The 12,982-nt window shown below is 58.7% G+C and carries 14 protein-coding genes; 7 read left to right on the top strand and 7 right to left on the bottom strand.

The window, feature by feature from the left end:
• Positions 1-5: 5 nt before the first annotated feature.
• The 3 genes from BMZ66_RS06510 to rdgB form a co-directional block, all read right to left on the bottom strand.
• Positions 6-593 (bottom strand): Uma2 family endonuclease, encoded by a 588-nt coding sequence (locus tag BMZ66_RS06510; RefSeq protein WP_092670350.1) that lies wholly within the window; start codon positions 591-593, stop codon positions 6-8.
• A 76-nt stretch (positions 594-669) separates the two neighbouring features.
• Positions 670-1,296, bottom strand: coding sequence for a uridine kinase family protein (locus BMZ66_RS06505; protein WP_092670348.1), 627 nt, complete (start codon positions 1,294-1,296; stop codon positions 670-672).
• Between the two features lie 93 nt (positions 1,297-1,389).
• The gene (rdgB, locus tag BMZ66_RS06500) at positions 1,390-1,974 is read right to left on the bottom strand and encodes an RdgB/HAM1 family non-canonical purine NTP pyrophosphatase (protein ID WP_092670346.1); all 585 of its coding nucleotides are present in this window, start codon (positions 1,972-1,974) and stop codon (positions 1,390-1,392) included.
• Between the two features lie 374 nt (positions 1,975-2,348).
• Here rdgB and BMZ66_RS06495 point away from each other — a divergent pair, with 374 nt between their 5' ends.
• The 7 genes from BMZ66_RS06495 (at position 2,349) to BMZ66_RS06465 (ending at position 8,289) form a co-directional block, all read left to right on the top strand.
• Complete coding sequence (locus tag BMZ66_RS06495) at positions 2,349-2,618, top strand: type B 50S ribosomal protein L31 (protein ID WP_068191230.1); 270 nt, start codon at positions 2,349-2,351, stop codon at positions 2,616-2,618.
• Positions 2,619-2,793: 175 nt separating this feature from the next.
• Positions 2,794-4,002 carry a GlmU family protein gene (locus BMZ66_RS06490; RefSeq protein ID WP_092670344.1) on the top strand — a complete coding sequence of 403 codons (1,209 nt, stop codon included), beginning with the start codon at positions 2,794-2,796 and terminating at the stop codon, positions 4,000-4,002.
• A gap of 8 nt (positions 4,003-4,010) precedes the next feature.
• Complete coding sequence (locus BMZ66_RS25080; protein ID WP_143080080.1) at positions 4,011-4,439, top strand: hypothetical protein; 429 nt, start codon at positions 4,011-4,013, stop codon at positions 4,437-4,439.
• On the top strand, positions 4,439-5,584 hold the full coding sequence (locus tag BMZ66_RS06480) for a DNA polymerase III subunit (RefSeq protein ID WP_092670340.1): 1,146 nt from the start codon (positions 4,439-4,441) through the stop codon (positions 5,582-5,584). The genes BMZ66_RS25080 and BMZ66_RS06480 overlap by 1 nt, the downstream gene beginning before the upstream one ends.
• A gap of 39 nt (positions 5,585-5,623) precedes the next feature.
• Positions 5,624-6,556 (top strand): hydroxymethylbilane synthase, encoded by a 933-nt coding sequence (gene hemC / locus BMZ66_RS06475; protein ID WP_092670338.1) that lies wholly within the window; start codon positions 5,624-5,626, stop codon positions 6,554-6,556.
• A 91-nt stretch (positions 6,557-6,647) separates the two neighbouring features.
• Positions 6,648-7,298 carry a peptidylprolyl isomerase gene (locus BMZ66_RS06470; RefSeq protein WP_092670336.1) on the top strand — a complete coding sequence of 217 codons (651 nt, stop codon included), beginning with the start codon at positions 6,648-6,650 and terminating at the stop codon, positions 7,296-7,298.
• 79 nt (positions 7,299-7,377) lie between these two features.
• Entirely contained in the window at positions 7,378-8,289 is a 912-nt protein-coding gene (locus tag BMZ66_RS06465; protein ID WP_092670334.1) for an SDR family oxidoreductase, read from the top strand.
• Positions 8,290-8,436: 147 nt separating this feature from the next.
• Here the strand turns inward: BMZ66_RS06465 and BMZ66_RS25075 are convergent, their stop codons facing one another.
• The 4 genes from BMZ66_RS25075 to BMZ66_RS06450 all read right to left on the bottom strand — a co-directional run bounded on the left by BMZ66_RS25075 (position 8,437) and on the right by BMZ66_RS06450 (position 12,617).
• Positions 8,437-8,640 carry a hypothetical protein gene (locus BMZ66_RS25075; RefSeq protein WP_143080079.1) on the bottom strand — a complete coding sequence of 68 codons (204 nt, stop codon included), beginning with the start codon at positions 8,638-8,640 and terminating at the stop codon, positions 8,437-8,439.
• Between the two features lie 384 nt (positions 8,641-9,024).
• Entirely contained in the window at positions 9,025-9,990 is a 966-nt protein-coding gene (locus BMZ66_RS06460; protein ID WP_214606967.1) for an ABC transporter permease, read from the bottom strand.
• Positions 9,978-11,048: an ABC transporter permease gene (locus tag BMZ66_RS06455; RefSeq protein ID WP_092670330.1), complete on the bottom strand. Its 1,071-nt coding sequence runs from the start codon at positions 11,046-11,048 to the stop codon at positions 9,978-9,980. The genes BMZ66_RS06460 and BMZ66_RS06455 overlap by 13 nt, the downstream gene beginning before the upstream one ends.
• Positions 11,049-11,051: 3 nt before the next feature.
• The gene (locus tag BMZ66_RS06450; RefSeq protein ID WP_177204622.1) at positions 11,052-12,617 is read right to left on the bottom strand and encodes an ABC transporter substrate-binding protein; all 1,566 of its coding nucleotides are present in this window, start codon (positions 12,615-12,617) and stop codon (positions 11,052-11,054) included.
• Positions 12,618-12,982: the final 365 nt, after the last annotated feature.

Here is a 12,982-nt window from a genome sequence, read left to right as displayed (position 1 = left end):
GCGGGTTAGCGACGGCGCAAGGGCCGTAAGTCAAGAGAGAAGCCCGGCAAGACTGGCTCGCCGCTGAGTTCCTGCTCGTAGCTGTGCACCGTTTCGGGCACTTGGCCGGGGCGGTAGATGTAAGCGGTTTCCTGCGCCACATCCAACAGAAAGCCAAGCTGCACACCGTTGGCAATGTATTCTTCCATTTTGACCTGTGTGGTGGCCAAGCGGTCGGATGGCGAAAGCACTTCTACCACAAACTCCGGACACACCGCCAGGAAGCCAGCGGCTTGGTCGGCGGTGGCGCGGCGGGCGCTGCTCAACCACGCCACGTCTGGTGCGCGCACCGAGCCATCGGGCAGCCGGAACCCGGCCGACGACTCGTAGGTGTGACCCGGTTGGGCGGAAGTACGGGCCCAATGCTTGAGCTGGTAGGCTATTTCCAGCCCGTCTTCGCTGGCGTCGGGGTGGGCGGGAGGCATGATGATGATGTCTTGGTTGGCGGCCCGTTCCAGACGCAGTTGCGGGTTGTCCTGGCAGAGGCGGAAAAAGTCCTCCTCGGATAACCCATGGAGCACGGGCAACTCGTCGAATTGATAAGCAGCAGGCATAACTCAAGCAGTTAGAAGTAGACTGAAGATACGCACCCGGCCTCGGAAATTGTTCCGCTCCTGCCGCTGTCGCGCGCTATTGGGCCGCCACCACCTTGCCCTGCAGGAAGCCCACCAGTACCTCCAGCCCCTTCTCGAAGTGCCGATTGTTGGGAATAACGATGTCGGCGTAGTGCTTGTACGGGGCAATGAACTGCTCATAAGTAGGCGCTACGTGGTGGGTGTAGCGATAGAGTACATCGGCCAGGTCATAGCCCCGCTCGTCGCGGTCGCGGATGATGCGGCGGTGCAGCTTCACGTGCTCCTGAGCGTCGATGTACACCTTGAGGTCGAGCAGTTTGGCGATTTCTTCGAAGTGAAACACGAAAATGCCTTCTACCACCACAATGGGGGCGGGGCGGAACACTAATTCCTTGGGCGTAGCGGCCGCGTTATTGAACGTGTATTCTGTGCGGCGCACTTCGTGGCCTTGGCTGATGCGCAGCACATCGGCGGCGTAAGCGGCCGCGTCGATGCTGGCGGGCAGGTCAAAATTTTCGATGCCCTTATCGTCGCGCGTCTGCTTTTCGCGGGGGTGATAATAGTTGTCCTGCGAAATGAGGCAAATCTGGTCTTCGGGAAAGGCCGCCAATAGCCGGCGCAGAAACGTGGTTTTGCCAGAAGCACTGCCGCCGGTGATGCCAATAAGATAAGGGGTTTGCATAGCTGGCAAAGATAACGCTTGGCGGAATGAGGTAGGAGAACCGAGGCCTGAAGAATTAATTAGGGCCGCCGAAACCCCTTCTGTCTCATTTCCTTATTCGGCATTCAAAAAAGCCAGCAGCCCAGCCACAGCCCGCGCCCGGTGGCTGATGCGGTTTTTCTCGGCGCCGCTCATTTCGGCAAACGTGCGGCCGTCGCCCTCGGCGGGCACAAACACGGGGTCGTAGCCGAAGCCGCCCGTGCCCCGCGGCTCCTCGGTGATGTGGCCCATTACTTCCCCGGCAAATTCCTGCACCGAGCCATCGGCGCGGGCTAGGGCCACCACCGTCCGGAACCGGGCCGAGCGGTCGGTAGCGCCGCGCAGCTCCTGGAGGAGCTTGGCTGTGTTGTCGGCCGCCAGCCGCTGGGGGCCGGCGTAGCGGGCCGAGTACACGCCCGGCTCGCCGTTGAGGGCGGTTACTTCCAGGCCGGTGTCGTCGGCAAAGCAATCCACGCCGTAGTGCTCGCGCACGTATTCGGCTTTTTGGCGGGCGTTGCCCGAAAGGGTGTCCTGGGTTTCGGGCAGTTCTTCCTGGCAGCCGATGTCGGCCAGGCTCAGCAACGTGAGGCCAGCGGGAAGGAGCGGCCGAATTTCTTCGAGCTTGTGCTCATTATTGGAGGCAAAGCAAAGTTGGGACATATATAGTAGGTGTCAGTGGGGGAGCGGTAAGGCCGTTGCAAAGGAAGCGGCTAGCAGCAATTCTGCTGAGCTCGTCGAAGTGAAGGTCTGCGTGGATAAGCGTTGCCTTCGCTGCGTCTGCTAGTTGTCGGTCATGCTGAGCATGCGAAGCATCCTATCATGTTCGAACGAACGGTTCAGGTATAAAAGATGCTTAGCAAGCTCAGTATGACGGAGACCTGTTTAAAAAGGCAACAACCTCATCCGCACGCACTCGCGAGGCGCGAGGCATGGAAAATATTGGGGGCAGAGTTGGGTATTTAGGAGCTAAGCCGTACTTTTGCAGTCCCTTCCGCAAAATCGGCAGGGTTCAACTGGTAAAACTGGCCCCCGATATGAAAAAAGAGACGCATCCCGAGTATCAGGAAGTCGTGTTCCAAGACACTTCCTCGGATTTTAAGTTCATCACCCGCTCCACGATGAAGCCGACCGACACCATCACCATGGAAGACGGCAAAACTTATCCGCTGGTGAAGATCGAAGTAAGCAGTGCTTCGCACCCCTTCTACACCGGCAAAAACATGTTCATTGACACGGCCGGCCGTGTGGAGAAATTCCGCAGCCGTTACGCCAAGAAAGAGCAGAACAGCGCCAACAAAGAATAGCTGGTTAATTAGCTGTTAGCCATTGGCTGTCAGTTATTAGCTTTTTAAGAACTCCTTTCGGTGTGCCCGGAAGGAGTTTTTTTTGTGCCGGGCAGCCAAGCTGCCGGCCGTAGATTTGTGTTGCTCTAACGAAAAAGCTAACAGCTAGCAGCTATTAGCCGATAGCTAAAAAACCATGCACGTTCTGCTTTTTGATGACCCCGCCATTCGGCCGCACCTGCTGCCTTTCACCTTCACGCGGCCCGTGGCGGCCTTGCGCTGCGGCATCCTAACGCTAGCCGAGAAGTGGCAGCACCGGCTGGGGGTAGCATCGGTAGGCTACCTCACGCAGCCTTACCTGCAAGCCAAGTTCCCGGCCGGCGACGTGAGCGGCCCGGCCCTCATCATCAACGGCGCCGTGTGTCCCGATGAGCTGCTCACGCGCCAAGTGCAGGCCCTGCAGCCCGGCCAGGCCCTGTATTCCGACGATTTGCTGGTAGCTGCCCACGTGGCCGATGCATCTCTGGTGGCCGAGCTCATCCAAGATGGCCTGCCCGAAACCCAGCAAGTAGCCGAGCCGGTTCTTGTCATCAAGCGTCCCTGGCAGCTCTTCCTATTTAATGGAAGTGAAATCCGGCGCGATTTTGCCTTGCTCACCAAAGGCCGTACCTCGCAGCCCGTGAATGACCCCCACACCATTGTGTATGGGGCCGAGAACATTTTCATCGAAGAAGGAGTGAAAATCCGGGCTGCCATTCTCAACGCCGAAGACGGTCCCATTTACCTGGGCAAGAACTCGCAGGTGCACGAGGGCGCCATTATCAAAGGTCCGCTGGCTTTGTGCGAAGGTTCGCACATCAACGCCGGCGCCAAAATGCGCGGCGACAACACGGTGGGCCCGCACTCCAAAGTGGGCGGCGAAGTGGGCAACAGCATCCTGCTGGGCTATTCCAACAAAGGCCACGACGGCTACCTGGGCAACTCCGTCATTGGCGAGTGGTGCAACCTGGGGGCCGATACCAACACTTCCAACCTCAAAAACAACTACGCGCCCGTCAAAATCTGGAGCCACGTAGCCGGCCGCTTCGTCGATACCGGCCAAACCTTCTGCGGCCTGATGATGGGTGACCACAGCAAGTGCGGTATCAACACCATGTTTAACACCGGCACGGTGGTGGGCGTGGGCGCTAATATTTTCGGGGCGGGCTTTCCGCGCACCTTCATTCCGAGCTTCAGTTGGGGCGGCGCCGCGGGCTTCGAGACTTTTAAGCTGCCCAAAGTAGCGGAAGTAGCCGAGCGAGTGATGGCCCGACGGGCGCTGCCTTATAATGAGGTGGAGCAGGGTATTATGCAGGCGGTATTTGAGGCCACGGCCGGGGATAGAATCTGGGATAAGGGTAAATAAAGGAAACGATGCACCTCTCAGAAGCCAACCGACACACTTTACTTATAGCAGCCAATCAATCTGTTGAGGAATATGCTACGGGCTGTGCGGAAGCTCTGGAAGAGGGCCGGGACCCTGAAATGGTTTATCCTCCTAATGGCGGATTTACTGCTGAAGAAATACAGGCACTCAAACTGCTTCAAGGCAATACGGCCATGAAATTGGCTCTGCGTAAAGTGTTGGCTGATTGTGCTGCGAACGTTGTTTTTGACTTGTTGAATCTCATTGACGGCACCACGGACCCTAAGCAAGGACAATGGAGCGAAGTCGTACTGGTAGATAAGCCGGCTTATGATGAGCACCGGGAGTTTCTGCACGATGAGTTTTTCGGGGCTTATTGGGATTGGCAGGTAATCCGCCCTGATAAAACTTGGCGCTTAGACCTATTAGCCGAATAATGCGTTTTTCTGAAATCCCCAACCAGGCCCCTGTCAAGCAACTGCTGCGCCAATCGGTGCAGCGGCAGCACGTGGCGCACGCCCAGCTATTCCGGGGCAGCGAGGGTGGCGCGGCGCTGGCCTTGGCGCTGGCCTACGCCCAGTACCTAAACTGCGAAGCGCGCACGCCGGAGGCTGAGGACAGCTGTGGCCATTGCCCCGCCTGCACCAAAACCGCCAAGCTGGCCCATCCCGACCTAAACTTCATTGTGCCCGTGACCACCACCAAAACGGTGACCAAGGACGCGGTGAGCAGCAAGTTCATGGCCGAGTGGCGCAGCTTCGTGCTCGACAACCCCTATCAGGGCCTCAACGACTGGATGCAGCACATTGGGGCCGAAAACAAGCAGGGCAACATCTCCAAAGAAGAGGCCGTGCAAATCCTCAAGCTGGTGTCGCTGAAGGCCTTTGAGGCGCGCTTCAAAATCGTCATTCTCTGGCTGCCCGAACTCATGCATCCCGCCGCTGCCAACGCCGTGCTCAAGCTGCTGGAGGAGCCGCCGCCCGCCACCATTTTTCTGCTTGTGGCGAACGCGCCCGAACAGCTGCTGCCCACCATCATCAGCCGGGTGCAGCCGGTGGTGGTGCGCCCGTTTTCGGAAGACGACATCACCAACTACCTCCACACCCAGCACCACGTGCCCGAGGCCAAAGCCCGGCAGGTAGCTCAACTGGCCGACGGCAGCCTCGGGGCCGCCCTGGCAAGCCGCGACTCCAACGCTGATAACGATTACTTCGAATTCTTTCGGGACTGGATGCGTATGTGCTTCAACTATGGTAGCAAGGCGGGGGACATTTTGAAGAAAAGTGAAGAATTTCAGAAGCTGGGCCGTGAAAACCAAAAGGAGCTGCTGGCTTACTCGTTGGGGCTGGTTCGCAAGGTGTTGCTATTTGGCATCGACCCGAAATTTGTGCCGCACTTAGCCGGCAGCGAACAACAATTCGTTATTGGCTTTGCCAAGTTTGTGACGCCGCGCAACGCCGACCTGCTCACCAAAGAGCTGACCGATGCCCACTACCACATCGAGCGCAACGCCAACCCGCGCATGGTGTTTGTCGACAGCTCGCTGCGCCTGGGCAGCCAACTGCGCTTGGCGCAGGCCTAAAACGGCCAGAGCTTCAACTGTTATAATAGAACCTATTACATGAGCTTTCCCATTCGCCTGGCTACCCGTGCCAGCCGCCTTGCCCTTTGGCAAACCGAGCACGTGGCCCACCTGCTAAACAACGCCGGCTTTGCTACCGAAATCGTGCCTATGCAGACCACCGGCGACGCCGTGCAGGACCGTTCCCTGGCCAAAATTGGCTCGAAAGGCGTTTTTACCGAAGAGCTGGAAGAAAGCCTGCGGCGGCGCGAAACGCACTTAGCTGTGCACTCAGCTAAGGACGTCCAAAGTAGCATCCCAAGCGACTTGGAACTGCTGGCTTTCCTGGAACGCGAGCAGGTAAACGACGTGGTGCTGAGCTTCAATGAGCAGTTTTCGCTCGATAAGCCGGGCATTGTGCTGGGCACCAGTAGCACCCGCCGCAAGGCGCAGTTGCGCCGATTCTACCCAAACGCGACCACGGCCGAGGCCCGCGGCAACCTACAAACGCGGCTTCGCAAGCTGGAAGAAGGCCAGTTTGATGCGCTGGTGCTGGCTTATGCCGGTGTGCACCGCATGGGCTATGACCACCTCGTGCGCCACGTGCTGCCTGCCCATCAGTTTGTGCCCGCCACGGGGCAGGGCAGCATCGCCATCGAGTGCGCCGCCGACCTAGACGAAGACCTGAAGGTCCAGCTCAAGACGGCCCTCGACCATCCCGCCACGCACACCTGCCTGCTGGCCGAGCGCGCTTTCCTGCATACCATGGAAGGCGGCTGCAGCATTCCTTCGTTTGCTCTGGCCACGCTCGATGCCGAAGGCCTACTACGCCTGCATGGCGGGCTCATCAGCTTGAGCGGCGAGGAGTACGTAGAGGAAATTCAGCACGCCGAAGCGGCGGGTGCGCGCGGACTGGGCGTGGCCGTGGCCGACTCGGTGCTGGCCCGCGGGGGGCGCGAAATTCTGGCAAGCATCCGGGAGCACCGCGGGTAAAGCAGGGGCTCATGGCGAGTCACTGGCCTAGCGTTGAATTCGGGTGGCTGTAATTTTGCAGGCAGTTTCATCTTACTATTTGCTTCTAATCATGTCCAATATTCATCGCCTGGGGTTGCTACTGCTGGCCTTGTTGTGGGTAGCTGGCCCCGTTTTCGCTGCCGAAAAACCTGCCAAACCGGCGAAAAGAAAAACCCGGGACGAAGTCGTCACCATCACCACGACGCAGGGCGTTATTCGGCTTATCCTTTTTGATGACACGCCTCTGCACAAGGCCAACTTTCTGCAGAAAGCCAAGAGTGGCTTTTACGACGGTACCTCGTTTCATCGCGTCATCCCCAACTTCATGATTCAGGGCGGCGACAGCAACTCGAAAGATGCCGACCCCAGCAACGATGGCCTGGGCCAAGCCAACGAAGGCACCATCCCGGCCGAGTTTGCCGCCGGCCACCAGCACAACTACGGCGCCCTGGCCGCCGCCCGCCAAGGCGATTTTGCCAACCCGCAGCGTGCCAGCAGCATTTCGCAGTTTTACCTGGTTCAAAACCGCACCGGTACTCACTTTCTGGATGGGCAGTACACGGTGTTTGGGCAAACAATTCAGGGCCTCGACGTCATCGACAAGATTGCCAACTTGCCCCGCAACGAGCGCGACCACCCAATTGCCGACATCAAAATGACCATGAAGACGCAGAAGTTGAATCGCAAGAAAATTGCCAAGCTCTACGGCTACACGTATTAATATGAAACAAAAGGAGCGGGCCCGACAAGTTGCTGCGTAGGCAGCTGTCCGGGTCCGTTCCTTTGCTTTTGGGTTGGTTATGAAAATCTTAATAACGGGTTCCAACGGCCTGCTGGGCCAGAAACTAGTGGCGCTGCTTCGCCTACAAGCAGAAGTAGCCGTGGTAGCGACTTCCCGCGGGGCCAACAAACTGGCCGGCCTTTACCCCGACCTTCCTTTTGTAGCCCTCGATGTGTCCGATGCGGCGCAGGTGCGGCAGGTGCTGGCGCAGGAGAGGCCGAGCCACGTTATCCACACTGCAGCCATGACAAATGTGGACGAATGCGAGCTAAACCAACAGGCGTGCTGGCTCCACAACGTAACTGCGGTAGAACACCTTGTCGCGGCCTGCGCCGAGCAGAACATTCACCTCACTCACCTAAGCACCGACTTTGTTTTTAGTGGGGAGGCCGGCCCCCTGGTGGAAGAAGATGAGCCGGACCCCATTAATTTTTATGGCCAGAGCAAAGTCGCCGCTGAGCGCCTGGTGCAAGCCAGCGCCGGCCGCTGGGCCATTGCCCGCACCGTGTTGGTGTATGGGGTGGCTCACGAATACGGCCGCACCAATATTGTAGTGTGGGTGCGCGATTCCTTGCGCGCCGGCAAGCCCATTAAAGTAGTGGACGACCAGTGGCGTACGCCCACCCTGGCCGAGGACCTGGCCCAGGGCTGCTGGCTGCTGGCCCGCCACAGCGCACAAGGCATCTACCACCTTAGCAGCGACGAGATGCTAACGCCCTATGCCATGGCCTTGCGCGTAGCCGACCACTTTGGTCTGGACAAAGGCCTGATTGAACGGGTTACCGCCAGCACCTTTTCGCAGCCCGCCCGCCGTCCGGCCCGCACCGGGTTTGTCATCGATAAAGCCCGGCGCGACCTGGGCTACCAGCCGCATTCCTTTGCCGAAGGCATTGGCATTGTAAGCAGTCAAAGCATCGACCCGGTGGGCTAAAAAAAAACCCACCGGGGTAGACGGCGGGTTTAAGCTCAACCGGGGTAGACGGTGAGCAATAGACAGGTGCGTTGGGTAGACGGTAGAATTAGAGCAGAGGGGGTAGATTAGGGGTTGAAATTGGCCAAACGCCAAACAGAAAGCGACTTAAGCAGGAGGCCAGATGCCTACCAAAAGGCCTCCTACCAGCACGGCAGTGCGGCCTAGCAAAGCAGCTTCGCCCAGGGCCCGCGGAACAACCATGCCATCAGGGGTAACAAAGTCGGTGGCGATGGCTGCTGGCCGTGCCGGACGACTTGGTGCTTTTGAGCGGCGGGGAGCAGCTAAAGAGGGGTAAATAAGTAGATACATAGATTCTTGGTAGAGGAGGGCGGTGTAGGTCGACACGAACGAGTGGAATCGCCCTAAGTCAATACAATGTTAGGGCTGCATATTGCCTAAAAAAAGGACACTCTGCTTCTCAGTGAGACATTCAAAATCCGATTTCGGGGATAGAAAATCACAATGGAATATCCAAAATTAACCAATGGTTAAGAAGGACTTTTATTTTATAATTGATTTATAATACTGATAGACAAATAATTGACGCAAGTGTAGGTTGAGTCGGTTTAGGTCCGAAACACTCGCAAAAAATAGCAATTTGCGACATTGGTGTTGCTGAAATGAAGTAGTCAATTCCAGTCATTTTTTGCTTGCCGTTATCCTACAGCAGCAGCGATTGAACACGCAATATATCTACTGCTTTTTGCTTAATGATGACAAGCTTATAATGCTTAATATCAACATGATAGACGGAAAAATAAAGCTCCACCAAGCATCTGGAGCGACGCGAACTGTGGCCATCAGCCGGCCCCAGCTGGCTACGTTTGGGGGCAAGCCAATGCCCAAAAACGACAACGTGCTCTCCAATCCTAACAGGCCCGCTACGCTCAGCGGAAAGGCCGTTCGCAGGGGCTGGAGGGCATGTGGCATAGCGTGTTGCAGCCAAATTCTATATTCTGTTACGCCGGCTGCCCGGGCTGCTTCTATAAAGGGCAGGGTTCGCACGCGCAGCATTTGAGCACGTACTAAGCGGGCCGCATGCGGCCAGGTCGTAAGCGTGAAAAGCGCCAGTAAGCCGGTGGTTGACAACCCGGTGCCCGCCGCAATGGCCACCACCAGCACCAGCCGGGGAATAGTATCGAGCGTGGTAGCGGCTCCCATCACCAGGGCGTTAATGGGGACCGGCCAGGCAGCCAACGTGTTCTCGCGTAGCTGAGCAGCAGCTGCCAAACCAGCGCCAAGGGCTGCCACCGCCACTCCCAGCATGGGCAGGGGCAGCTGCAAAGCCCACCACATAACCCCCACAGCCAGCAGCCAGTAGGGAAACGCAACCCGGGCACGGTTGCCACAAAACCCTGCAGCTCCACCCAGCACGCCTCCCACTATTGCCGAAAAAAGCGCGGCGGGCAAGGTGAGTAGCACGGCAGTGCGGGCTCCAAAGACGAGCAGGCTCAAGACGTCGCGCCCCTGGGGGTCGGTGCCCAACCAGTGTGAACCCGAAGTGAAGGGCGGCTCGGAAGCGTTCAGCAAATCGGGCACGCCCGGCGAGTAGGGCAGGGGCAGCACGCTGGCAAGCAATGCTGTAAGCACCACCAGCGTCAGCCACCCAACGGCCAGTTTCCGGGGCCACGAGCCGAATGTGCGGGTCAAGGCTGCCAACGGATGCGGGGGTCGGCCCAGAGGTAAAGGAGGTCGGCGAGCAAGAGGGCCAGCAGGCGGGCCGCCCCCGTTAGCAGCACGCCCCCCACCAGCACCGGGTAGTCGCGACTTGCCGCAGCCTCCGCAAGCAAGCGGCCCATGCCGGGAAGCGCAAATACCACCTCCACCACCAATGCCCCCGCGACCAATGCGGGCAGTAGCTCGGCAATTTGGGTGAGGGTGGGCAGCAGAGCGTTGCGCAGGGCGTGGTGCCGAATCACGGCGCTGCCGGATAAGCCCTTGGCGCGGGCAGTAGCGGCGTAGTCGGAGCCCAACTCGTGCGTTAGGGAAGCGGTGAGCTGGAGGGTGAGGTCTGGCAGTGCTGTGAGGATTAAAGCCGTAATGGGCAGCACCATGTGCAGCACGTAGGTGGCGGTGCGGGCCCAGGGGCTCGCCGTTAGGGTAGTGGGCTGGTCCAGTCCATACGTTGGAAACCAGGCAAAAACCTCGGGGTTGGCAAAAAGCAGTAGCAGTAATAGCGCTACTACAAAAAGCGGTAGCGCGTGCAAGCTCACCAACAAGGTGCGTACAGGGCGCTGCCACCAAGGGCCCGCCGCTAGGCGCTGCGCCAACCCAAGAGCCGCGAGAACGGACAACATGGCCGCCGTGCCGGTGAGCGGCAATGTGTAAGCAAGCGCCTGAAGCAGGCGGGCACTCACGGTTTGGCCCGTGCGAAAGGAGGTGCCCAGGTCGCCTTTCAGCACGCCGGTAAGCCAGCGGTGGTATTGATTGGCGAAGCCATGCCATTGCCACTGACTAGCGCCGGAGGGGGAAAACGTTATACGGCCTACATAAAACAAGGGCAGGTCGAGACCCAGACGATGGAGGACGGCCGATTGCGCTGCCTGGTATTTTGCGGAATCAGAAGAGCTGCCTGAGCCAACAAACTCCGACGAATCGGACAAAGCAAACTGTGCGGCGGTATCAGTGTCGTGGTGGCTTAGGAGAAAGACCACCGAGGCCAGGGCCCACACGGCGAGCAGCGTCCGAGAGAAGCGCCAGAGTAACGACCACGCCATTCGTTAGGGGGTAGTAGTTGGGCTGGGCACGGCCGAGCGCTCCACAGTGGTAATGGCAAAGCCTGGTTTCAGGCTGTTGACGTGCAAGCCAGTTAAGTTGCGGTTGGCCGCCACGCGGGTCGGGAGGAAGAATAGCGGGATGATTGGGGCTTCAGTCTGGAGCATTGTCTGGAAACGCCGCAGTAGCTGAGACTTGCGCTTGGGGGTTCTGGCGCGCGTAATTGCATCAATGAGGCGGTCGCTTGCTGGTGTGCTGAAGCCGGTGACATTGCTCTGGCCCAGGGCCCGGGAGTGATACAGCGGCACGTAATTGAACATGAACGGGTTGCCTTTCAGGGTGCGCACGTACATGTCGAAGTCGCCCGATTTCAAGGTTGCCGCGAAGGACCCTGCCTCCGTTGGCAATAGCGACACGGCCACGCCGATGCTCGCCGCCGCCGCCTGAAACTGCAGCGCGGCAGTGGCAAAAGTCGACTCTTCGGCACGGTAGCGCACCACCAAGCGAAGCCGCTGAAGTTCCCCTTGCGCCTTAGTCCGAACCAAACCCGCGTCATCGGCTGTGCTCTCGCGGCGCCAACCGGCCTGGCGCAACATGGCGGCGGCGGCAGTCAGGTCGAATGGCAGAGGGGCAAGGCTGTCGTTGTAGTTGGCCCGGTCGAGGGGGCTGATGATGCCGACCGTTTGCTGGCCAGCTCCGAGTTGGGTAGCTTTAATCAAACCAGCCGTGTCGAAGCAGCGTCCCAGTGCCTTACGCGTTAGAGCGTCGGCTAGGGCCGGTCGGCGGGTATTGAACCCCGCCGTTACGACATCGTACGAAGGCACCGAATAAAAAGCCAGCTTGGCACGAGCAGCGGAGGAATTTTGCAAGCGGGCAAACTCACGGGCGGGCACTTGCGGAAATACATCCAAGTCGCCCCGCTGAAGGGCTAGACTTGCCGTGGAAGCATCCGGAATAATAACGAAGTCGAGCTGCGAGGGGCGGGCCTGCAGCACGAAAGGCGTCGGCTGAATCTTACTTCCCCACCATTTTTCTTTGCGGCGGAAGGTCAGGTACCGGTCTTTCTCCCAGGCAGACAGCTGGTAGGGGCCACAACCCGGCAGCGCACCCGGGGCAAAAGCCTGGTATTGCCGGGCCACCCTTACCAATGCCGAGTCTGCCGGGGCGTTGGGAGGCAGGCGTTGTAATTCGGCCAGCGTAAAACGCCGCAGGAGGCCTTTGGGGTCGACGGCAGCCTCTGGCACGATAAAAAATTCGCCCGAGGACTGTGGGTATTCCAACGACTGTCCCCGGCACTCCAGCGTAAAGTGGCGTGGGTCGTTGGGGTCCGGAATTAGGGCCCGTATAAAGTCAAATTCGAGTTGAGCCGTTTCGTTCGGCAGGCCCGGACAAAACATCAGCTTCAGGGTGAAGTCCACATCTGTGGCCAGCACCGGCCGGCCATCATCCCAGGTCGCCACCGACCGTATGTGGTAAGAAAGCCGGGTCAGCGAGTCGCCGATGTACTGGGTTGTCGGATAGTCTTCCGCCAGAGCTGGCTCAAGCTTCTCGGTTGAGAAGTTGCTATGCAACAGGCTAGTATAAATAAGGTTGGCTGCATCAAAAGCTGGTTGGCTCGGTGGCTGCAGCACATTTAGTGTCTCAGGGTCGTGAGACCAACGTACCCGAATGCTGCTCGACTTATCCTCCGGGCTTGAACAGCCTTGAAGCAGTAAGGCTATTGCAGCAAAGAGCAATAAACTACCTGAAAAAGTTGGCTTCATGCGGTGTATCTGAACGGCTACTGCCGAAACAGTTAGGCAAGATATACACGAAACCAGGTGTAGGACGATGAGGCTTATGCGGCGATGTCGCCGGCCCAGCCGCCGCTGCCACCCACGGCGGCGATGTCGCCGGCCCAGCCGCCGCTGCCACCCACGGCGGCGATGTCGCCGGC

Source organism: Hymenobacter arizonensis, from assembly GCF_900115775.1.
Lineage (GTDB): Bacteria > Bacteroidota > Bacteroidia > Cytophagales > Hymenobacteraceae > Hymenobacter > Hymenobacter arizonensis.
Note: the sequence above shows the minus strand (reverse complement) of the source record. Positions and strands in the feature narration are given on the sequence as shown.